A 20,996-nucleotide genomic window follows, 5' to 3' on the forward strand; every position below is an offset into this window, starting at 1 on the left:
AATCAGCACCAGGTCAATTTGGGGAGTTTGAATACCTGGTGGGATAAAGTCGCACTGATTGGCAAAATCAACAGCTTGAACGTACCTCAAAGCTTATTGGTGAACATGCTTGAGACAAAAGCGGAGTTTGCAGAACTTCAGGCGGTGCTGATTGAAAACCTGCTGTCGGAACAATTGCTACAGCAACATCGCAGAAACGCTGCAATTGCCCAGGTGATCGTCGATATTCCCAATCGAAATTTGTTCGAGCGTACAGCGGATGTGGGCTTCCTGGCCACCGATGTTGATTTAACAAACTATCTTTCGCAGCCTTCCCGCAGTGACTATGAGCGAAGTGAGATACAGGCGCGACTACAGGAATACGCAGCCAAATACACGGTGTACGATGACATCCTGCTTATCGATGTTAATGGGGACGTGACAGCGCAATTGGATACACTAAATCCGGTGACAGACACGGCCGACCCTATCATCAGCGACGTGTTGAAAGGCAGTGAGCCCTACTATGAATTGTGCCGGTATTCCTGTTTACGTCCAAACCAACCGCTGTCGTCATTATTTTTAGCGCCGATCAGGGCACCAGAACAAGATGGCGGTCATATACTCGGCGTGTTGTGTCTGAGCTTTAAATTAGAAGACGAAATGGCAGCATTATTCGGCGATCTCGGGCAAAACAATCAGGCTATTCTGGCTTTGCTGGACAACAAAGGGAATGTACTGGTGTCGAGTCAGCCGCATTTGCTAGCCAGAGATACGGCGCTGGCGCTCAATGGTGATAATCAAATGTTGACGCTGGACAACCGTCGGTATCTGGTGACCAGAGCAAAAACCCGGGGTTATCAGGGATACATGGGACTGGGATGGCAAGGTTGTGTTTTATTGCCGTTAGTGCCGGTTAAAGACACGTCTGCAGACGCTGAAGCTGAAGTGATTGACAGCAAACGTTGGAATGGTTTTTCTCCCACATTAAAAGGGATCCAGCGACGTTCGAAAATCGTCACCGACGATTTGGATTTGGTGGTGCTCAACGGGCGCATAGCAGCAGCCCGCAGTGATGCCGACGAGTTTATTCCCATTCTGGAAGAGATCCGTAAAATTGGCCGTCAGATGCAGACCATTTTCAGCGATTCGGTGAGTCAGTTAATGAGTACCGCGCTGAGCACGCATTTTAACGACCTGAGTTTTGACGCGGCACTGGCCATCGACATTATGGATCGCAATCTCTATGAGCGTGCCAACGATTGCCGGTGGTGGGCACTGACTTCGAAGTTTATTGAAATGATTGATTCAGCGCATCAATCTGACGATGCCCAGCAAATGTTAGGCGACATTCTGGTTTACATTAACGACCTCTACACCGTTTATACCTGTATCTACCTTTACGACAATCAGGGCAACATAGTTGCTGCGTCTAACCCGGATTTTGCTGCTCGTATCGGTGAGACGGCCCATGCAGACAGCCATTGGCAGGGGGTTAAAACGTTGAATTCACCACAGCAGTATTGTGTATCAGAGTTTGTACCTAGCCCGTATTACAACAACCAGCATACGTATATCTACAATGCGGCGATTCAACAGCAGAGTACGCTGTTGGGCGGAATAGGCCTGGTGTTCGACAGCACGCCGCAGTTTCAGGATATGTTGAACGACGTGGTAGCGGGCAGCGAAGGCAAACGCATCGCTGTGTACATTGAGCGCAGCGGCAAAGTTGTTGGCGCATGTCAAAACGCTCCCTGGCAGGTTGGCGACACACTGACGTTACCCGGGGAAGTGACGCAACTGGAAAACGGCAGGCAAGGTGCTGGTCTCTACAGCATTGAAGGTGTGGAATTCACCATGGGGTATGCGGTGTCCAAGGGCTACCGGGAGTACAAAGTCGCCGATAATTACCACAACGATATTATTGCCCTGGTGGCCGAGGTCAATAACCGCGATTAGCGGCGCATGGCCTCGAACAAAGAGGGCTCCCAGGGACGCATTGCCATTAATAACCCCATGTGCGTGCGCTCTGCAATAGGCAGCCTGGCGTCCTCTTCGTTTAGCTCTGCGGCTTCCCGGGTTATTTGATTCAGGCGGCGCTGCAAAATCTCTACCGACGATTGCGAATAACGCCCACGTAAGTAAAAGCGAAACGTCCAGGGCTCGTTCTTTTTCGGCGCCATAAATTTAACCATGACTTCCTGTTCCATAAACCGCTCCAACGGCCCGCCGGGGATCCACCGGAAATCCTGAGCAATAAGCAAACGGTAGCGGTTGCCTGGGTGCAGTTCTATTAGCCGCAAACGATCCAGCTTTGCAAATAGCTGGATTGCTTCGTGCTCACTGATATCGTAGTGAGCGATTAGCTCATCGAACTGCCAGCCGTCCCGCACACACACCGCAGCCAGCAACAATTTGGGATTTTCTAATAATTGTTGCTCCTGAGATTCCGTAAGTTGCGACACTTTTTGCTGCTGCTGTGCCATTAATACAAACACATCGCTGAGTGTCATGCCCATAATATCGGTAATTTGCTCCAGTCTTTCCAATGTAAAACTCTGTTGAGAGAAACACCGTTTAATACTGGCTTCGCTCAATGCAAGGGCGTCCGCAATGTCACGGTAAGTCAGATCATGTTCCCGAAGCAGTTGCTTTAACGTTAGGGTAAGTTGCTTAATTTGGCTCATAGTATTAAAAATTGATACCTAGGGTGGTAAAAGATACTACATTTTTATAGTGAGTTTACAATATTTGTACTTGTGGCTAGTTTGATTAGGCATTCAAGCAAACAAGGAAACTCGCAATGAAAAAGTTAGTTACAGGTGTATTAATCGCAATGTTAGCCAGTCCTGTTGTTGCCGATGATTCGGTTGATCACAGTGCGCAAGCCAGTAAACACAGCGTGCTAGCCAGCGTGGAAGGGGCTTCGGTAGGCGCAAGTGTAGCCAGTGCAGTGGTGGCTGTACCCGTCGTGGTGAGTGCGGCTGCCGTAGTCACTGTTGCCAGTGTCGCCGATAAGGCTGCGGATTCGTTGCATCAAAGTCACCAGCACAAAGAGAAAAAGCCGCTGGTAATCACCACCAAAGTCATTACCCGTGACCCGCCTCCGTCAGAGGTAGTGGTTGAACAAACGGTTGTAAAGCCGTAATTCAGGCACTAACGGGAGCATACCATGCGTTATCTGATTATTATCATTTCCAGCCTGACGATACTGCTTAGCCAGACAGCTAACGCGGGTAGTCAGGCTACCGGAGAAGCGTTATTCGCACCGGAAGAGGTCATTGATTTTGCAAAGCAGGTTGAGCACTATGCTGCGCAACAACAGGCATATGCTTTTATTATTGGCCGTCAGGGGCGTCCGGATAAGGACTTGCCCAAAGGCATTAGGTTTACCCATGTCGCCATAGCAGTGTACTCCGACATTCAGTTGGACAATGGCGAGGTAGTGCAGGGATACGCCATCCACAACTTGTATCAGCGTGCCAAGGAACCAGGGCGCAGCGACATTATTGTCGATTACCCGGTTGATTTCTTCTGGGCTGCGAAAGCCATGAAAGCCGGGATCATCATTCCGACACCGGCAATTCAGCAAAAGTTAGTGTCACTGATTGCATCAGGTAAACACAAAGCCCTGCACAACCCGCATTATTCAGTGGTGGCGAATCCGCACAATCGCTATCGCCAGAACTGTACGGAATTTACCTTAGACGTGTTACAGGCGGCTATTTATCAAACCGACAATCCGGACCGCATAAAAAGCAATAATCAGGCGTATTTTAAGCCTCAACCTGTGAATCTGAGCCGTTTCAAACTGACACTGGGTGGCCTGTTTTCAGACGGCATTACCCTGAACGACCACAAAGGAAAAGTGGCTACCGCTACCTTTGGCAGCCTGCAACGTTATATGCAGCAATATGGCCTGACAGAGCAAGCTGTGATCATGCAGCCCGATGGCTCAACCATTACTTTATAAGGACAGCACAATGAAACCAACCAAAGCGTTTAGTATTGCCTCAGGCGTGGCACTTGCAACCGGTTCTCTGGCATATCTGGTGGGCTTATACAACGCCACCATGATGTTAAACGAAAAAGGCTATTATTTTGCCGTATTACTGCTGGGGCTGTTTGGTGTCGTGTCACTGCAAAAAAGTATTCGCGACAAACTGGCAGGCATTATGGTGACCAAGCCTTATATGGTGGCGTGTGTCGCTGCTACCGTGGCCGGTATTGCACTGCTGGTGATTGGCCTAATCAACGCGGACTTATTACTTAGTGAGAAAGGTTTCTTTGGCATGGCGTATACGTTAAGTTTGTTTGCCGCTATCGCGGTGCAAAAAAACGTGCGGGACAGCGCTGAAGTTACTGACTAAATCTAATCGAACAAAAGCGGCTGGCACCTTGTGCCAGCCGTTTTTTATTGTGTTGAACTGGCAAATTGCAAATCAGCCAATACCCAATACATGCCGAGCTGGAATAGCGATAACGCACCAGCCATTGACAGGCTTAGCGGTGTGCTGGCAGTCAGCGAATAAGTAATAGCAAAAGCGGCGATAAACAGGCCGGTAATCACCCAGGTTGCAGGTTTCATAATGGACTCCTCTTTTCAATGAAGAGAAGTATGACGCAGACATTTGATTCGTTAAAACGAAACTATTCGATGAAGGTAATCTGGAAAAATAATTAGAATGTTAAAAACACCCCATCAACCTGTCAGGTTGTGGGGTGTTAAAAACTAATGAGAATAGCTGAAAGTGCCGAAATTTAAGCGTAGACGGCTTTTAGTGCATTCACACAGGCATCGGTTTCTTCTGGTGTGCCTACACTGATACGGGACCAGGTATCGTAACCCGGCCAGGTACGACCAACGACTTTCACACCTAAAGCTCGCATCTTCGTCGCGAATTCATCGTGCGGCATGCCAGTATCCATGTAGATGAAGTTACCCTGAGGGTTCTTCGCATACGGACGTCCTAAGGCTTCGGCTGCTGCTGTTAATTTGGCTCGCTCGGTACCCACGCGACTACGCATGGTATTGAGGTTTTCCAGGTCTTCCATGCTAGCCATACCTGCTACCAGGCCCAGGTAATTCACGCCACCCATACGCAGCATACGGCCCATTTGCTTGGCTTGGTCTGCCGGCATAATGGCATAACCTAAACGCTGACCCGCCATGGCATGAATTTTCGAGAAGGTACGGCAAATCACCACGTTGTAGCCGTCTGCAGCCAGTTTTGACTGCACGTTTGACGGATAAGCATCTGACATTTCGATATAGGCTTCGTCAATGAACACCTGCGCTTTCTGTGACACTCGTTTAGCAAATGCCATCAGTTTAGCGGCATCTACGGCGCGGCCAGTGGGGTTATTTGGATTACAAATATAGACGGCGGTGGTGTCGTCTGTGACGGCTGCTTCAATAGCATCTAAATCGAAGTCCATGTTGGCGTCGAGAGGCACATAGGTAACATCGGCACCCATAAACTCTGCACCGCGCGGCACACCCTCGTAGGTAGCCATGGACGTAACCAGCTTATTGCCGTTTTTCGTGATCCAGTCGGCATAACCAAACAGGATGGGAGACGACCCGTTGGTAACAATAATCTGGTCTTCGGATACGCCTTCCTGTGCCGCGATCTTTTTCACCAGCACATTTACCGTTGCGTCTGAGTAACGGCACAGGTTCAGCAGTTCACCTTGCATGGCTTCTACTGCTTTCTTTGATGGACCAAAAGCATTTTCGTTAGAAGACAGACGGATTAAACCGTCGTTCAGGTTTGGTGTGGCCGAAGGAAAGTGTTCGGTTTGCATACCGGCTGCACTTAGCTCTTTCACACCAGAATCCACGCACGCTGACAAGGCAGCGGCACCCGCTCCAATTCCGACAGTTTTTAGCCATTTGCGGCGTGAGGAATCAACAGGAGGTAAGTTTTGCATTTCACGTTTCATAAGGCTGCTCTGTTCAGGGTTATAAAGTATACGGAATATCCAGATTAAATATTAATCACGGTCAATGCAATACCCCTATATAAATCAATCAGATGATATTAGGAGTAGGAGACGCTGAGCGAGATGAATGGGAGAAAAAAAACGACAGGTTACTATAGGGAAGTCTGCATCAACGCATCAGTTTGTTAAAAGCTGATGCACTTTTTGATTACTTTTTTTGCTTGACCAATAAGAGACCGGGGCTGGTTTGCCGTACAGGAACCCCTGAAATATACGTACCCCCATTTGTTGCAACAAGTGTGCTTGTGCTGGTGTCTCAACGCCTTCAGCAATAGTTTCCATCGCCAGGCTTTTGGCCAGTTCTAAAGTGATATTGACTATTTTCCTGTGACGCTCTGATTGTTCAATTTGGTTCACAAATTCACGGTCTATTTTTAGTACAGATGCTGACATATCAATAAGCTGTGACAGTGACGCATGACCAGTGCCAAAGTCATCAATAATGATCACTGCTCCCACGTTTGCCAGTAAGTTTAATCGCCGTTTTGTCTCCAGATGGCTGGATAATACCGACGTCTCTGTCAGCTCCAGCTTCAAACTATCTCGCAAGCTGGGGTTTTCTGTAAAATAGCGAAGCACCTTTTCGAAAAAAACATCATCGAGTAATTCCGGGCCGGATAGATTTATTGCTATGGGAACATTCGCAAGGCCGGTTGGCCAATCTGATAACAGGGCCAGCACCTTTTCCAGTAGTTTCCGGCTAAACAACACATGCCATTGGTATTTTTCAACAATGGGAATGAAGTCTGATGGCGGTAATACTTGTGAACTGTCAGGATCAGTAAGCCTGGCCAGAACCTCGTAGCCTACAATGGCCTGATTCAGATTGACCTGTGGTTGAAGATAAAGAATGAGGTGATTGTTGTCTATTAAGAACTTTACCCTGTCTTTATGTTGTGAATGTAGCCGAATTTGCGTGACACTGTTGGGGTCGAATACCACATAAGGCCTTTGATAATTCGCCTGACTCAATGCAATTGTACACGCTTCCAAAACGTTGCCGGGTTTCGCTTTGTTATGACATGGATAAATGCCTGCATGCCAGTGCAGGGATACCTGAGTTGACAGGCTGCGATGTACAAGGTGTGTTGGTAAGAAGGACTTTATCCACTCCGTGATCACCGGGGTGGTATCTGCCGGAACCGTAATACTGACAAAAAACTTGGCTCCGGGAAAACGGTATAACCCTGCATCTCCCGGAAGTTGGCTTTTTAATAGTAGCGCTATTTGGCTCAATAACTGATCGCCGTTGTTATAACTGTACTGGGTATTAATATCCCGAAGATTGCTGAGTTTCAGCAGTACCCAGTAGCGGCCGGTAAGTGTGTCGTTTGTTTCGGCAAGCTTCCAGTAATGATGATTTTTCAGGCCTGTCAGTTTGTCAAAATAATGTTTTGTAAACTGTTGTTTTTTGAAATCTTCGAACCGCTTCACTTTCGCAGCATTCTTTGAAATGTCAAAACAGTGAATCAATTGTTTCTTATGGTGCTCCAGGCTGGCTGGTTGGATCTCAAACACGCAATCAGGATGCTTAAAAATAGTTGCCTGTTGTTTTACTCCTGGCATTAATGGTGTCTTTAAATCAAACAATTGATATAAATTAGTACAACCGCTGGAATACGTTTTTATCAAGCGGCGTGCACTTCGGTTTGCCTGAAGGATATTGCCCTGAGCATCACAAAAGAAGGAGGGCAGACCACCATTGTTAAAAATTTCCTGATACCGGTTAACTAATTTTTCCAGTTTTAAGCTCTGTTTTTGATTGTATTTCGCCTGTTGCTCCAGAGACGACATCACGCGAATAACGGCAACAGGCAAACAAAAATTAAAGAACAAGAAGATGAGCGCGCTCAGATAAGTGTGCGTGTCTGGTAAGGTGATATCAACACCAAACAAAGGCGCGATGGGTTCATTTCTAAGCAGAATGATAAAAGGAATGATGTTGACAAGCATCCCTATCAGCGCTGCCTTATTACCGTAAAACAGGCGCAAAATTATGGGCAGCGTGAAGAAAAACAACAGACCGTACCGCGAGGACGCCAGGTCCACGGTAAAAAACAGAATGCAAAGCCCGGCTGCAATAATAATGAAGGTTAAACTGGCTGATGCAAATTGAATCTGATGTTTGCTTAGGGCAAGCGTGCTCCACAGCATCAAGGTGAAACCGCAGGTCAGGCAGATTACATAGTAGAGTTGTTGTTGGTACGCCATGTATGAGGAGTGCGCAACAATAGTAGACGTTAATACTACGCCGATAAGCAGAATAATTCGCAATACGCTCAGCTTCCAAACATCAGCATCGGTTGTCAGAAGATGCTGATCGTCGATAAGCAGGTACTGCTTTAAAAACGTGAGTATACGACTAGCCACAACGTATAATTTATTGGATTTTATAAATATTTTATTAGACGACGTTAACCCAGATACAGAGACTTGTCGAGTTGTATGAAGTAAAAAATTACATGTTTGGAATAAAAAATTCTTGTTAAAACAAAGAAGTGGACTGAATGGTCAAGGTATTGTCTGGTTAAAAAGGGCGGTTATTCGTCTTCGTTAAAACGTCCAACGATAAGCGTTTCAACGGCTTCCATGGCTTCCCTGGCCTGATCACCTTCGCAAATAATATCGACCTGTTCGCCCTGATGACTCTCTAACATCATCAATCCCAGTACGCTGTTGGCGTTGCATTCGTTGTCGCCTTTTTTGACGGTAATGGTGGCGTTGAACTGGTTAGCCAACTGCACTAATTGCGTAGCTGCGCGTGCGTGCAGCCCCAGTTTGTTTACAATAGTCAGTGTTTTTTCGATACGCATTATCGATTGAGCTCCCGATGGCGGATTTGTACGTCCGGGTGTTTATCGCTAAAGAGTTTTGCCAGTGATTGTGCCACAAATACCGAGCGGTGTTGTCCGCCAGTACAGCCAATGGCAATGGTGACATAACTGCGGTTGTTGCGTTCCAGGTGCGGTAACCAGGTGGTCAGCAGATTCTGAATTTGCCAGATAAACTTGGTAACAATCGGCTGAGACCCCAGGAAGGCTTCTACCGGTGAATCGAGTCCGGTTAAGTGTTTTAAGTCGGGCTCCCAATGCGGGTTGGGTAAGAATCGGGCATCAAACACGTAATCCGCGTCTTTGGGGATACCGTGTTTAAAGCCAAAGGATTCGAATACCATAACCAGGCGCGAGCTTTTCTTACCCAGAATACGCTCGCGGATGAGTTCTGCAAGCTGGTGGATAGACAGGTTATCGGTGTCGATGTATAAATCTGCGCGCTCGGTAACAGGCGCTAACAGCTCGCGTTCTGCCTGAATCGCTTCAGCCAGTGACTTGTTGAGTTTGGCTAACGGGTGTAGGCGGCGGGTTTCGCTGAATCGTTTAACTAATATATCGTCGCTGGCGTCGATATACACGATGGTCATAGCCCAGGACGACGGCAGATAATCCAGGATTTCGACCAACTCGTCAGGATCTTTAGGCAGGTTACGCACGTCTATACTTACCGCAACCTGATCGTACTCGTCGACCACGGTATGGGTGAGCGTCGGAAGCAGGTTAACCGGAATATTGTCGACGCAGTAATAGCCCAGATCTTCCAGTGCGCGCAATGCGACGGATTTACCTGAGCCAGATCGCCCGCTGATGATGATGAGTTTCATGTGTAGCCTGGTTCCTTGTTAGCCAGTGTATCAACCATCACACAGAGCTGCGATTACCTCTTCTTTGGTCTCGGCGCCGCGGATAGCTTTAATAATCTCTTTTTGACTGAGTTTACCTGCGATTGTTGCCAAAGTCTGCAAGTGGCCTTCCGTTTGATTTTCAGGTACCAGAATGGCAAAGAAAATATCGACCGGTTTGTCGTCAATGGCGTCGAAGTTGATAGCTGGGGTAGTCGTAACCACAACCGCCGTGACTTTGGTTAATTCAGGTAAGCGACCGTGGGGCAGGGCTATACCGTTGCCAATACCCGTACTGCCCACCTTCTCCCGGCCAAGCAGCGCGCTCAGCACGGCTTCTTTTTCGACTTCGGGATTTGTCTGAGCAGCAATGTCGCTGATGATTTCAAGAATTCGCTTCTTGCTATTGCACTGAACCGCACACTCGGTGCGGTCCAGGCTCACTAACGCTTGTATATTCATAAGGTTGGTGACTTAATGTTTTTTGAGTTTTTCCTTATGCTTGATAACCTGGCGATCCAGTTTGTCTACCATGCTATCAATTGCTGCATACATATCGGAGTCTTCAGACGAAGCAAACACTTCTGCACCACTGAGGTGAACGGTGGCTTCAGCTTTTTGATTCAATTTTTCTACGTTAAGGATCACATGTACATTGGATATGTGATCAAAGTGTCGCTCCAGCTTACTGAATTTAGTATCAACATAATTACGCAAAGAATCGGTTATCTCGACGTGATGACCAGTCAGATTAATTTGCATAGTTCGTCTTCCTTATATTTCGGCCTAAATTAGGCTCTTGCGTTGGTTAGACGGTGGAATCGAAAGTGATTCCCGGTATTTTGCTATTGTCCGCCGGGCAACTTTAATGCCTTGATCAGCCAACAATTGAGCAATCTTGCTATCGCTGAGCGGTTTACTGGGTTTTTCTGCGGCAACCAGTTTCTTAATTAATGCACGGATTGCAGTCGACGAACACTCGCCGCCTGACTCAGTGGCAACGTGGCTCGAGAAAAAGTACTTCAACTCAAAAATACCACGCGGTGTGTGCATGTATTTTTGAGTCGTAACACGCGAGATGGTCGACTCGTGCATGTCTACCATTTCCGCAACGTCATTCAGTACCATGGGCTTCATCATTTCCGGCCCGTGCTCAAAAAAGCCAAGTTGCTGTTGCACAATACAATTAGCAACTTTCATCAGCGTTTCGTTACGCGACTCCAGGCTCTTAATGAACCATTTTGCTTCTTGCATGTGCGAGCGTATAAATTGTGAATCTGAACTGTTTCTCGCCTGGCGACTCATGGCCGCATACTGCTGATTTACACTCAGCTTCGGTAAACTGTCCGGGTTGAGTTCAACTACCCAACGGCCATTGCGTTTGGTTACCGACACATCCGGGATCACGTATTCAGGCTCTTTGGTAATCAAGGCACTGCCGGGACGCGGGTTCAGTGTTTGTAACAAGCGCATGGCTTCGCGCAAATCGTCTTCTTTCAGACGCGATTTACGCATAAGGGTTCGATAATCTTTGCTGCCAAGCAGGTCGGCGTATTCTTCGATTAGCAGTTTGGCTTCGTTCAGCCAGGGGGTGTCATCTGCGAATTGTTTTAGCTGGACCAGCAAACATTCCTGAGGCGTGCGCGAGCCTGACCCAATCGGGTCGAACATTTGAATGCGTTTAAGGACACATTCCACCTCGTCCAATTCAACCAGTTCTTCCATCTCATCTTCAGTATTAACGCTCTGAAGGATATCGTCCAGGCTAACTGTTAAATAACCTGATTCGTCGATTGAGTCGATGATGGCGATGGCAATAGCGCGATCCACGTCACTAAAGGGTGTTAAGCGCATTTGCCACAGCAAATGGTCTTGAATGTTGTCGGTGGTTTCACCCTGGAAAATTTGTTCGTCGTCGTTGGACGCGGGGCCAGGAGCGGGCGCAGAGCCTGCTGAATAGTACTCATCCCAGGTGCTGTCGATGGGTAATTCGTCGGGCAGCTCGTTTTTTTCTAATGCTTCGTTGGTATCCAGGCTTTCGCTACTTGCACTGGGCTGCACGTCGTTGTCGGCATCCAGATTGCTCTTTTCGATAGTGTCGTTGTCGCTGCCTTCATCAACTTCCAGCAACGGGTTGGCGTCCAGCGCTTCCTGAATTTCCTGTTGTAAGTCCAACGTAGAAAGTTGCAGCAGTTTAATCGCCTGCTGCAACTGCGGCGTCATGGTAAGTTGTTGACTAAATTTGAGTTGTAAAGATGGTTTCATCTACTTCTTTTCTTAACGCCCTGTTATTGGATGGGGTAACGCATCAAGCTTTTTCATGTTTACCTTAACTATAGCCTGAATTGCTCACCCAGGTATACATCCTTCACTTTTTGATTACTCAAAACCTGTTCAGCGGTGCCTTGTGCAATAAGTTCACCCTGACTCACTATGTACGCTTTTTCACATACATCAAGGGTTTCGCGCACGTTGTGATCGGTAATCAAAATACCGATGTCTCGGTCGCGTAAATGCTGAATGATCTTCTTTATATCATTAACCGAAATTGGGTCAACACCTGCAAAGGGTTCATCCAGTAAAATAAACTTCGGGTTAGCGGCCAGAGCCCGGGCAATCTCTACACGGCGGCGTTCTCCACCCGACAAACTCATCCCTGTACTATTACGTATATGGTTAATATTGAATTCATCAAGCAGGGCATCGGCTTCATTTTGCCGTTGCTCTGCATTTAAATCTTTACGGGTTTGCAAAATGGCCATGATGTTGTCGAACACGCTGAGCTTGCGGAAGATCGACGCTTCCTGCGGTAAATAGCCAATACCGTGGCGGGCCCGTTCGTGCATTGGATGGCGTGTAAGGTCCATATCGCCGATGCGAATATCGCCTTTATCCAGCGGTACCAAACCCACAATCATGTAAAAGGTCGTGGTTTTACCTGCACCGTTGGGGCCAAGTAAACCCACAATCTGGCCAGTAGAGACTTCTACACTTACATCCCTTACAACCTGACGGGATTTATAGGACTTAGCTAGGTGTTTAGCAGTAAGGGTAGCCATTAGCGCGGCTCTTCCTGGTCGTCGTTGTCAGGCGTTGGCTTCTTGGGCTTTTTGTCTTGCTTAATGGCGTCAATGGTTTCGGTACTGAATACCGTTGTAACCCGGCCATCGCCGCTGCCATCGCCTTTAGCCATAAGCTGCTCTTTTTCCATGTTGTACACAATGGAGTCGCCTTTTACGACGGAGCTGTTCTGAATCAGTTCAGCCTGCCCGTTCAGGGAAATCGTGCGGCTGCTAACTTCATAGCGAATTTCAAACGCGCGGGCTTCTACGGTACGACCATCATCGAGCTTCTGGCGGTAAACCGCTGGCTTGCCGGTAGCGGAAAAAACCTCTTTTCCTTTTCCTTCGGTGGCTTCTACCTCAACCCGGTCAGCCAGAATGTTCAGACTGCCCTGAACTATTTGTACATTGTCGATAAAAACGGACTTTTTGTTTTTTCCGTCTAAGAACTGCGACTCGGCTTTGAGCTCAATCGGCTTTTTAAAATCCGACTGCTCGGCAGTGGCACTGGTTGCAATGAATGCCAGCGTCGCGCTAGTTAGCAGGCTGATAAGTGGTTTGTACATGTTGGTTTAACTCATATGTTTTATTCAGCAGGTCGGCTTTTAATCCGTTGCTTTGAATAAGAAAGTCAGGCCCGGAGATTTCAACATGAGCTTCTGACACCATGGACTGTTTGTCCAGATCTATTTCCAGATAATCGGTTTCTACCCGTTGCACAAAGTCTTCCGGGTTTTTACTCACAATCACCACATCATTTTCTAACTGGATCATGTTGTTGTCGTACAATGTGCCTTCACTGGCGACGACTTGCCAGGGCGGCTCATTAGTCTCCTGGTAGATAGTATATTGCGGAGCCTGGAAGAGCACAAAGCCTAAAAACTGATAATGCTCCATGTGCGACGAGAAAACCTGCTGAATGCGATTACCCTGTTCGTCATAAATGGTGGTTGTCAGGTTTCTTGCCTGATATGTCGGTGTGAGTGCCCGGGCGTCTTCGTCCAGCACCTGTACCGGCGGCTCTTCCAAAAAGCCGGGTAAATACAACACCAACGCCAGTATAAACAAACTGGCAATGATCAGGCCCAAGCGGTTCATACGCTGGCCCCAAGAATGCCTTTCAGCTTATCTTTGGCTTGTAAAATGGTGTCGCAGACTTCCCTGACTGCCCCAAATCCACCGGGTAACGTGGTGATCCAGTTGGCTTGTTGCTTCACTTGCGGATGCGCGTCGTTAACCGCAATTTTAATGGCAGCGTGCTGATACATACCGGTGTCGGGCATATCGTCGCCAATGGCAGCAACGTCCTGCGGTTTTACATTTAACTGTTTCATGAGAGCAGCAAGGGCATCGGTTTTGTTTTCCTCGCCCTGGATAATATGCTGAACGGTGAGTGACTTCATTCGATTCGCTACGATGGCCGACGTACGGCCGGTAATTACAGCCACGTCAACACCGGCGTTAATCAATGCCTTTATGCCATAGCCGTCGCGGGTGTGGAAGGCCTTGAGTTCTTCACCGTCGTTGCCAAGATAGATGCGCCCGTCTGAGAACACGCCGTCTACATCACATACCAGCAGTCGCAACGTGCGTAATTGCTTAAATTGTTTAAGTGCCATTGGGCCGTAAAGGGTATCAACCGTATTCATTAAATCACTCCGGCTTTTAACAGCATGTGCATATTAAATGCGCCAATAGGCTGTTTGTGTTCATTCACAACAAGCAACGCACTGATTTTGTAGTTTTCCATTAGATTCAAGGCTTCGACAGCAAGTTCCCCGGCTTGTGAGGTTTTACAACCGGTGGTCATGACCTCGGCTACCCGGGTAGTATGAATATCGACCCTGGCATCCAGTAAGCGACGCAAATCCCCATCGGTAAACACCCCGAGCAGGCTTCGATTGTCGTCAACGATGCCGGTAAGTCCCAGCCCTTTTTTGGAGATTTCCAGCAACGCTTGTGTGATCGTCGCTTCGGCGCTTACCAACGGGATTTCGTCGCCCTTCAGCATAATATCGTCTACGGTGAGCAACAACTTTCTGCCCAGGCTTCCACCGGGGTGAGATAACGCAAAGTCGTCGGACGTGAAGCCTTTGGCATCCAGCAATGCAACGGCAAGTGCGTCGCCCAGAACCAGGGTAACCGTGGTGCTGGTGGTCGGTGCCAGTCCCAGTGAACAGGCTTCCTGCTCGACGCCAATATCCAGCACAACATCAGCGTGTTTGCCCAACGTGCTGTCTGCCCGGTTGGTTATCGCTATGACCGGCACATTCATACGTTTGACTACGGGCAGCAGGTTCAGTAGCTCGCCGGTTTCACCAGAATTGGAAATGGCCACGAGTACGTCGTTGGGGGCTAGCATGCCGAGGTCGCCGTGATTTGCTTCACCTGGGTGCATGAAGAAGGCGGGGGTGCCGGTACTGGCCAGCGTAGCGGCAATTTTATTGCCAATATGCCCCGATTTCCCCATCCCGCTTACGACGACTTTTCCGTTGCACTGCATAAGCAAATTACAGGCGTTGGCAAAATGTTCGTCCAGCTTGCTGCTGAGGGCGGCGATAGCGTTAAGTTCGATATCCACTACCTGTTTGCCGGAGGCAATAAATTGTGCGTTTGTCGTTGTCATTATGCGAATAACCAATACTGATACGCCAGAAAGCTTAGCACTAATAGCGTGGCTTCTATGCGATTAATTTGGCGGGTACCCCTGAAATTGAAGCTGAATGTAAGCAGCAATAAAGTCATACCCAGCATGACGTAGGCATCGCGGTTGGCGGCCTGTTCGTCCAGAATTCCCGGCGCAATAAGACCGGGCATTCCCAGCACCGCCAGTAAGTTAAAAATATTAGAGCCAATAACGTTGCCCAGCGCTAAGTCGTCTTCGCCTTTGAGTACGCCTGCCACACTGGCGGCCAGTTCAGGTAAACTTGTACCCAACGCAATGATGGTTAAGCCAATAATTAAATCGCTTATGCCGAAGTAGCGGGCTATAAACACGGCTGAGTCCACCATGTATTGTGCACTCAGCGGCAATAATACCAGACCTACGCCGATCCACATTACGGCTTTACCCGTTTCCACTTCGGAGGGAATTTCATCGGATGTCTCTGACATCAGGGGGTCGCCTTTTTCCACTAGCAGGGAAATCCACGCCATGCCGGCTAACACGAAAATAAACAGCAGGATCAGAATGATACCTTCGCGGGAACTCAGTTCACCGTCGTAAAGGAAGTAGACCGCAATAATATTTACCGCAAGTAGCACCGGGAATTCGCGCTTTAACGTGGTAGACGACACCAGTAACGGCTTAATCAGGGCAGTGATACCCAGTACCAGGCCTATGTTGGTAATGTTCGAACCTAACGCATTGCCCACCGCGGTATTGGGGTTACCACTCATAGAGGCGACCGCAGAAACCACTATTTCTGGCGCAGACGAACCCATTGCCACTATGGTTAACCCAATCATCATGGGGGAGATACCAATGTTCTTGGCCAGTGCTGACGCACCGTATACAAACTTGTCTGCACTCCAGCTGAGTACTCCGAGTCCGACCAGGAAAATGGCTATTTGTGTTACCACGCTAAGTCCTGCATTGCGCTAAAAAGGGTATTCTCGCAAAAAAAAAGCGCTATTCCTATGCTTGGCTGGGGAGAAATATTCGCTTTCACTGGTCCTATGGGAAGATGTGGTGACAATTTACCCATCTGTTACATCTATTTACGATATATACCTACATGAATGTATGTAATTGCGAATGGCTGTGATAGACTTTAGTTGAATGCGAAAATCGCCAGCATTTCCCGGTTAATGCTTAACCGTCGGGTGTAGCCAGCACAGATTACGAAAGGCGTAGACCGTAAGTAGGGCGATCTGTCGCCGTTCGAAGACTAACGGTTTACTTTTGTTTCCCGGTAAACTGTAAGCTATGAGTATGCTGTGCCGGTTTGTGTTGATTCGAGGATTTCGAATGAGAAAACCGGATCTTTCATACAGACCGTATAACAAGTTTAGACGATAATTTGCGGAAAGCCCGTTAGTTATAAATTGTAACGTATTTGTGTTTAGAGGATAACGCCGAAACAGCGTACAATCCCACAAAAGGGCCGGGATGTGGCCTCTGGACTGAAAATCGCCCGTTGGGCATTGTCAGTCAGCAACAGGAATTTCAAAAAAGCATGGACTATTTAGTCAACGTAGACAATATGACCTTTTCCCGCGGAGAGCGCGTTATCTATGACGGTGTCTCATTGCGGGTGCCAAAGGGCAAAATTACTGCGGTAATGGGCCCCAGTGGTATTGGCAAAACCACGCTATTAAAGTTGATTGGCGGGCAGTTGCAGCCCGACAGTGGTGATATAACGTTTGATGGTGACTCGATTGTGAATATGTCGCGCCGCGAGTTGTATCAGACCCGCCGTCGTATGAGCATGTTGTTTCAAAGTGGCGCGTTGTTTACCGATATGTCGGTGTTCGATAATGTGGCGTTCCCGTTGCGGGAGCATACCAAACTGTCAGAGTCGGTTATTGCGACTATTGTATCGTTGAAGTTGCAAGCAGTAGGACTGCGAGGTGCAGCTCAGTTAATGCCCAGTGAACTGTCGGGTGGTATGGCGCGCCGTGCTGCATTAGCCAGGGCAATTGCGCTGGACCCGGATCTCATCATGTATGACGAACCGTTTGCCGGACAGGACCCGATCTCTATGGGCGTGCTGGTTAAACTCATTCGTGAATTAAATGATGCGCTCAACCTAACCAGTATTGTGGTAACCCACGATGTAACAGAAGTACTGACTATCGCTGATTACATATACATTCTGGCAGACAAACGCATTATTGGTGAAGGGACTGCAGAACAAATTAAACACAGCGACTCTGAGTTGGTACAACAGTTTTTGCGTGGTGAGGCAGATGGTCCTGTACCGTTCCATTACCCGGCACCGTCGTTACAGGAAAGTATGTTGGGAGAAGAGGTTTGAATTGGATTCGTCAAATCGGGCGCACTACGCTTGACCGTGTCAGCGCGACAGGACGAGCAGGCCTGATGTTGTTTGGTGCGCTGATTGCACCGCCCAGCTTAAAAAATATTCCACTGACCATTAAGCAAGTTTACGTGGTAGGTGTGCAGTCGCTGGCCATTATTATTGTGTCAGGTTTGTTTATTGGCATGGTTATGGCCTTGCAAGGCTATACCATTCTGACTGACTACGGTGCTGAAGGCAGCCTTGGTCCAATGGTGGCGTTGTCATTACTTCGCGAACTGGGCCCCGTAGTAACCGCGTTACTGTTTGCCGGTCGGGCAGGCTCTGCACTGACCGCTGAAATTGGCTTAATGAAAGCCACTGAACAGTTGAGCAGTTTAGAAATGATGGCGGTTGATCCGCTGCGCAGAGTGGTAGCACCGCGTTTCTGGGCGGGGATGTTGTCGATGCCGATGCTGGCACTAATCTTCTCGGCAGTAGGTATTTTGGGCGGCCATTTAGTTGGCGTCGACTGGTTAGGTGTCGATGCAGGCAGCTACTGGTCAATCATGCAATCAACGGTTGATTGGGACAAAGATGTCATAAATGGGGTAATAAAAAGCCTCGTCTTTGCCTTAGTTGTGACCTGGATTGCCATATTTAAAGGTTATGATTCGATACCAACTTCCGAAGGTATCAGTCAGGCCACCACGCAAACCGTGGTGTTCTCATCATTAGCAGTTTTGGGGCTGGACTTTGTACTCACCGCCCTGATGTTTGGTATCGAGTAGGGGAAAGTAACGTAATGAACCGATATAAAACGGAATTAATGGTCGGCGTATTTGTATTAATGACCATTGCCGCCTTGTTATTACTGGCGCTAAAAGTCGCCAATCAAACAGTGGTAACTGATGGTGATACTTATACCCTGTATGCCAAATTCGACAATATTGGCGGATTAAAAGTGCGTTCACCCGTGAAAGTCGGTGGCGTAACAATTGGCCGTGTAAGCAGTATTAAACTGGACAGTGATGACTACAGTCCGGTTGTAGAACTGACCATTCAGGCTGAATACAACGCGTTTCCTGAGACCAGTTCGGCGTCAATTCTGACTTCGGGCTTGCTGGGAGAGCAATATATCGGATTTGAACCCGGATTTACCATTGATGGGGTTGAGAATCTGGCCGACGGTGACTATATCGAAGACACCAGTTCGGCATTAGTGCTGGAAGAACTCATCGGTCAGTTTCTGTTCAGCCGCAGTAGTGAAGAATAATACTTACTTAACCGGTCTGTTAAGTAAGTCGCAAGAAATCTAGTTAGGAGAGTGAAGTTGAAAATCAAGTTAGGCGTTATTTTTACCTGCTTATTAATGATGGTGTTACCCGCCGCTGCACAGCAGGCTGAAATTGATACGCGTAATCCCTATACCATGGTTGAACAGGTCGGGAACCGTACTTTTGAGCGTATGAAAAATTCCAAAGCGCAGATAAAAGAAAATCCGGAACTGCTGCGCACCATCATGGAAGAAGAATTACTCCCTTACATTGATTATCAGTACAGTGCATTTAAGGTATTAGGTAAGCACTTCGACTTTAAAAAAGCCGACAAAGAAAAGCTGATTGAGTACATTCGCGTATTTCGTCAGTACCTGATCACCAGCTACGCAGATGCGCTGAGCTACTATGACGAACAGGAAGTTATATTCGCGCCTGAGCAGGACTTTGACGGCGATAAAAGCGCAACCATTCGCGCCGTGATCCGCGATGGCAAACGTCCGGATATCAGTGTTGCGTTTAAAGTTCGCAAGAGCGGCAAAGCCGATGAATGGAAAGCCTATGACATGGTGGCCGAAGGCATTAGCATGCTGCAGAACGAAATCAGACAATACGAGCCAATCATCCGTACTGAAGGTATCGACAAAGTAATCGAAATCATGCGCGAGCGTATTGAAAAGCCTATGCAACTGAAGAGTCTGGATGATATTTCCGGAAAAGGCAGTAAAGCGTGAGTGAGCGGACCCTGATCACCCTCAGTGGCGCATTAGATCGCCAAAGCCTGACCAAAGACTGGTGGTCGCAGCTAAGCAGCAGCGACAAGCAGACTTACCGTCAGGCTGGCGCCTGTACCTTTGATTTTGCAAAGGTTGAGCGGGTGGACAGCGCCGGGTTAGCCTGGACAATTAATGCGATTCGGGACGGCCGTGCGCAAGGGATAAAAATAACCCTGTGCAACCTTCCTGAAAAAATGCTTAAATTAGCGAAAATCAGTGAAATCGACGCGCTTCTGCCTGTGCAGAACGCCACACCATCGCAATAGAGTCTATGGACATCAAAGAAATAGAAACCCTTTTAAAAGACAGCCTGAACCTTGCCGAAGTGTACGTGAAAGGTGAAGGTTCGCACTTTAACATCATTGCCGTTAGCGATGCCTTTGCCGACATGAGTCGCGTAAAGCGCCAGCAATTCGTTTACGCACCCCTTAATCCATTTATTGCAGACGGCTCTATGCACGCCGTTTCCATTAAAACCTTTACCGAAAAAGACTGGCAACGCGAGCGTCAGTTTAATCTTCCTCAGTAATCACTCCAGGAACAGGTTGTGGACAAACTAATAATTAAAAAAAGCCCGCCACTGGCCGGTGATGTGGTGATTTCTGGCGCAAAAAATGCCGCTTTGCCGCTGTTAATGACCAGCTTACTGACGTCTGAGCCCTGCCGCTACACGAATGTGCCGGCATTGCGTGATATCAATACCACGGTGGCACTGCTTAAAGAGCTGGGCGTAGGCGTGGTTGAAGACGAAAAGAATACCGTTACGCTACACGCAGAAACGTTGAGCAGTGACACAGCAAGCTACGAACTGGTTCGCACTATGCGCGCCTCTATTTTAGTACTTGGGCCGTTACTCGCCCGACTTGGCACCGCAAACGTATCGTTGCCCGGCGGATGTGCCATTGGTGCGCGCCCGGTTAACCTGCATCTGGCAGGTTTGGAAAAAATGGGTGCAAACATCCAGGTAGATGAAGGCTACGTTAGAGCCAGCGTTGACGGACGTCTGAAAGGCGCACGCATCTTTATGGATATTGTGAGCGTTGGCGCCACCGAGAACCTAATGATGGCCGCTGCATTGGCCGACGGTGAAACTGTAATTGAAAACGCAGCGCGCGAGCCGGAAATTGTGGATTTAGCCAATTGCCTGAACAGCATGGGCGCAAAAATCACCGGCGCGGGCAGCGACAAAATTCGAATCCAAGGCGTAGAAACCTTACACGGTTGCGATTACCGGGTACTGCCCGACCGTATCGAAACCG

Annotated in this window: 26 protein-coding genes; 11 read left to right on the forward strand and 15 right to left on the reverse strand. The window is 48.2% G+C overall.

The window, feature by feature from the left end; genetic code table 11:
* The coding region (locus tag AC4MRN_RS10565) for a hypothetical protein (RefSeq protein WP_491203252.1) at nucleotides 1-1,938 on the forward strand (1,938 nt) is incomplete at its 5' end.
* Here the strand turns inward: AC4MRN_RS10565 and AC4MRN_RS10570 are convergent.
* Entirely contained in the window at nucleotides 1,935-2,666 is a 732-nt protein-coding gene (locus tag AC4MRN_RS10570) for a helix-turn-helix domain-containing protein (RefSeq protein ID WP_073320274.1), read from the reverse strand. The two genes, AC4MRN_RS10565 and AC4MRN_RS10570, sit on opposite strands and share 4 nt — an antisense overlap.
* Nucleotides 2,667-2,782: 116 nt before the next feature.
* Between AC4MRN_RS10570 and AC4MRN_RS10575 the strand changes: the two genes are divergently transcribed.
* Genes AC4MRN_RS10575 through yiaA form a run of 3 tightly spaced genes read left to right on the forward strand, consistent with a single transcriptional unit; the run spans nucleotide 2,783 to nucleotide 4,349 of the window.
* Entirely contained in the window at nucleotides 2,783-3,127 is a 345-nt protein-coding gene (locus AC4MRN_RS10575) for a hypothetical protein (protein WP_073320271.1), read from the forward strand.
* A gap of 24 nt (nucleotides 3,128-3,151) precedes the next feature.
* Nucleotides 3,152-3,952 carry a DUF2145 domain-containing protein gene (locus tag AC4MRN_RS10580; protein ID WP_491203253.1) on the forward strand — a complete coding sequence of 267 codons (801 nt, stop codon included), beginning with the start codon at nucleotides 3,152-3,154 and terminating at the stop codon, nucleotides 3,950-3,952.
* Nucleotides 3,953-3,962: 10 nt separating this feature from the next.
* Nucleotides 3,963-4,349 (forward strand): inner membrane protein YiaA, encoded by a 387-nt coding sequence (yiaA, locus tag AC4MRN_RS10585; RefSeq protein WP_217653454.1) that lies wholly within the window; start codon nucleotides 3,963-3,965, stop codon nucleotides 4,347-4,349.
* 44 nt (nucleotides 4,350-4,393) lie between these two features.
* Here the strand turns inward: yiaA and AC4MRN_RS10590 are convergent, their stop codons facing one another.
* From AC4MRN_RS10590 to AC4MRN_RS10655, 14 genes are all read right to left on the reverse strand, one after another.
* A complete protein-coding gene (locus tag AC4MRN_RS10590) occupies nucleotides 4,394-4,567 on the reverse strand; it encodes a hypothetical protein (RefSeq protein ID WP_155523177.1) in 174 nt (57 codons plus the stop codon).
* A gap of 173 nt (nucleotides 4,568-4,740) precedes the next feature.
* Nucleotides 4,741-5,811, reverse strand: coding sequence for a pyridoxal phosphate-dependent aminotransferase (locus AC4MRN_RS10595; protein ID WP_491203254.1), 1,071 nt, complete (start codon nucleotides 5,809-5,811; stop codon nucleotides 4,741-4,743).
* Nucleotides 5,812-6,102: 291 nt separating this feature from the next.
* Complete coding sequence (locus AC4MRN_RS10600; RefSeq protein ID WP_491203255.1) at nucleotides 6,103-8,355, reverse strand: EAL domain-containing protein; 2,253 nt, start codon at nucleotides 8,353-8,355, stop codon at nucleotides 6,103-6,105.
* A 170-nt stretch (nucleotides 8,356-8,525) separates the two neighbouring features.
* Nucleotides 8,526-8,798 (reverse strand): HPr family phosphocarrier protein, encoded by a 273-nt coding sequence (locus AC4MRN_RS10605; RefSeq protein ID WP_370240961.1) that lies wholly within the window; start codon nucleotides 8,796-8,798, stop codon nucleotides 8,526-8,528.
* Nucleotides 8,798-9,643: an RNase adapter RapZ gene (rapZ, locus tag AC4MRN_RS10610; RefSeq protein WP_073320253.1), complete on the reverse strand. Its 846-nt coding sequence runs from the start codon at nucleotides 9,641-9,643 to the stop codon at nucleotides 8,798-8,800. The genes AC4MRN_RS10605 and rapZ overlap by 1 nt, the downstream gene beginning before the upstream one ends.
* Before the next feature lie 30 nt (nucleotides 9,644-9,673).
* A complete protein-coding gene (gene ptsN / locus AC4MRN_RS10615) occupies nucleotides 9,674-10,123 on the reverse strand; it encodes a PTS IIA-like nitrogen regulatory protein PtsN (protein ID WP_255052460.1) in 450 nt (149 codons plus the stop codon).
* Nucleotides 10,124-10,135: 12 nt separating this feature from the next.
* Nucleotides 10,136-10,423, reverse strand: coding sequence for a ribosome hibernation promoting factor (hpf, locus tag AC4MRN_RS10620; protein ID WP_073320245.1), 288 nt, complete (start codon nucleotides 10,421-10,423; stop codon nucleotides 10,136-10,138).
* A gap of 24 nt (nucleotides 10,424-10,447) precedes the next feature.
* Nucleotides 10,448-11,926 (reverse strand): RNA polymerase factor sigma-54, encoded by a 1,479-nt coding sequence (locus tag AC4MRN_RS10625; RefSeq protein ID WP_155015763.1) that lies wholly within the window; start codon nucleotides 11,924-11,926, stop codon nucleotides 10,448-10,450.
* Nucleotides 11,927-11,994: 68 nt separating this feature from the next.
* Nucleotides 11,995-12,720, reverse strand: coding sequence for an LPS export ABC transporter ATP-binding protein (gene lptB, locus AC4MRN_RS10630; protein ID WP_073320239.1), 726 nt, complete (start codon nucleotides 12,718-12,720; stop codon nucleotides 11,995-11,997).
* Entirely contained in the window at nucleotides 12,720-13,289 is a 570-nt protein-coding gene (gene lptA, locus AC4MRN_RS10635) for a lipopolysaccharide transport periplasmic protein LptA (protein WP_073320236.1), read from the reverse strand. Before lptA ends, lptB begins: the two co-directional genes overlap by 1 nt.
* Nucleotides 13,258-13,821, reverse strand: coding sequence for an LPS export ABC transporter periplasmic protein LptC (gene lptC / locus AC4MRN_RS10640; protein ID WP_073320233.1), 564 nt, complete (start codon nucleotides 13,819-13,821; stop codon nucleotides 13,258-13,260). Before lptC ends, lptA begins: the two co-directional genes overlap by 32 nt.
* A complete protein-coding gene (gene kdsC / locus AC4MRN_RS10645) occupies nucleotides 13,818-14,372 on the reverse strand; it encodes a 3-deoxy-manno-octulosonate-8-phosphatase KdsC (protein WP_491056532.1) in 555 nt (184 codons plus the stop codon). Before kdsC ends, lptC begins: the two co-directional genes overlap by 4 nt.
* Nucleotides 14,372-15,349: a KpsF/GutQ family sugar-phosphate isomerase gene (locus AC4MRN_RS10650; protein ID WP_073320228.1), complete on the reverse strand. Its 978-nt coding sequence runs from the start codon at nucleotides 15,347-15,349 to the stop codon at nucleotides 14,372-14,374. Before AC4MRN_RS10650 ends, kdsC begins: the two co-directional genes overlap by 1 nt.
* Nucleotides 15,349-16,305 (reverse strand): calcium/sodium antiporter, encoded by a 957-nt coding sequence (locus AC4MRN_RS10655; RefSeq protein ID WP_073320225.1) that lies wholly within the window; start codon nucleotides 16,303-16,305, stop codon nucleotides 15,349-15,351. Before AC4MRN_RS10655 ends, AC4MRN_RS10650 begins: the two co-directional genes overlap by 1 nt.
* A 596-nt stretch (nucleotides 16,306-16,901) precedes the next feature.
* Here AC4MRN_RS10655 and AC4MRN_RS10660 point away from each other — a divergent pair.
* The 7 genes from AC4MRN_RS10660 to AC4MRN_RS10690 form a co-directional block, all read left to right on the forward strand.
* A complete protein-coding gene (locus AC4MRN_RS10660) occupies nucleotides 16,902-17,702 on the forward strand; it encodes an ATP-binding cassette domain-containing protein (RefSeq protein WP_073321077.1) in 801 nt (266 codons plus the stop codon).
* Nucleotides 17,699-18,475, forward strand: coding sequence for a lipid asymmetry maintenance ABC transporter permease subunit MlaE (gene mlaE / locus AC4MRN_RS10665; protein WP_255052456.1), 777 nt, complete (start codon nucleotides 17,699-17,701; stop codon nucleotides 18,473-18,475). Before AC4MRN_RS10660 ends, mlaE begins: the two co-directional genes overlap by 4 nt.
* Before the next feature lie 14 nt (nucleotides 18,476-18,489).
* Nucleotides 18,490-18,960, forward strand: coding sequence for an outer membrane lipid asymmetry maintenance protein MlaD (mlaD, locus tag AC4MRN_RS10670; protein WP_073320218.1), 471 nt, complete (start codon nucleotides 18,490-18,492; stop codon nucleotides 18,958-18,960).
* Between the two features lie 63 nt (nucleotides 18,961-19,023).
* Nucleotides 19,024-19,695: an MlaC/ttg2D family ABC transporter substrate-binding protein gene (locus tag AC4MRN_RS10675; protein ID WP_370240974.1), complete on the forward strand. Its 672-nt coding sequence runs from the start codon at nucleotides 19,024-19,026 to the stop codon at nucleotides 19,693-19,695.
* Nucleotides 19,692-20,003, forward strand: coding sequence for an STAS domain-containing protein (locus tag AC4MRN_RS10680; RefSeq protein WP_491203256.1), 312 nt, complete (start codon nucleotides 19,692-19,694; stop codon nucleotides 20,001-20,003). The genes AC4MRN_RS10675 and AC4MRN_RS10680 overlap by 4 nt, the downstream gene beginning before the upstream one ends.
* A 5-nt stretch (nucleotides 20,004-20,008) precedes the next feature.
* Complete coding sequence (locus tag AC4MRN_RS10685) at nucleotides 20,009-20,266, forward strand: BolA family protein (protein ID WP_073320212.1); 258 nt, start codon at nucleotides 20,009-20,011, stop codon at nucleotides 20,264-20,266.
* 18 nt (nucleotides 20,267-20,284) lie between these two features.
* Nucleotides 20,285-20,996 (forward strand): UDP-N-acetylglucosamine 1-carboxyvinyltransferase (locus AC4MRN_RS10690; RefSeq protein WP_491203257.1); only part of this gene is annotated, 712 nt, incomplete at its 3' end.

The organism is Marisediminitalea sp. (genome assembly GCF_984433645.1).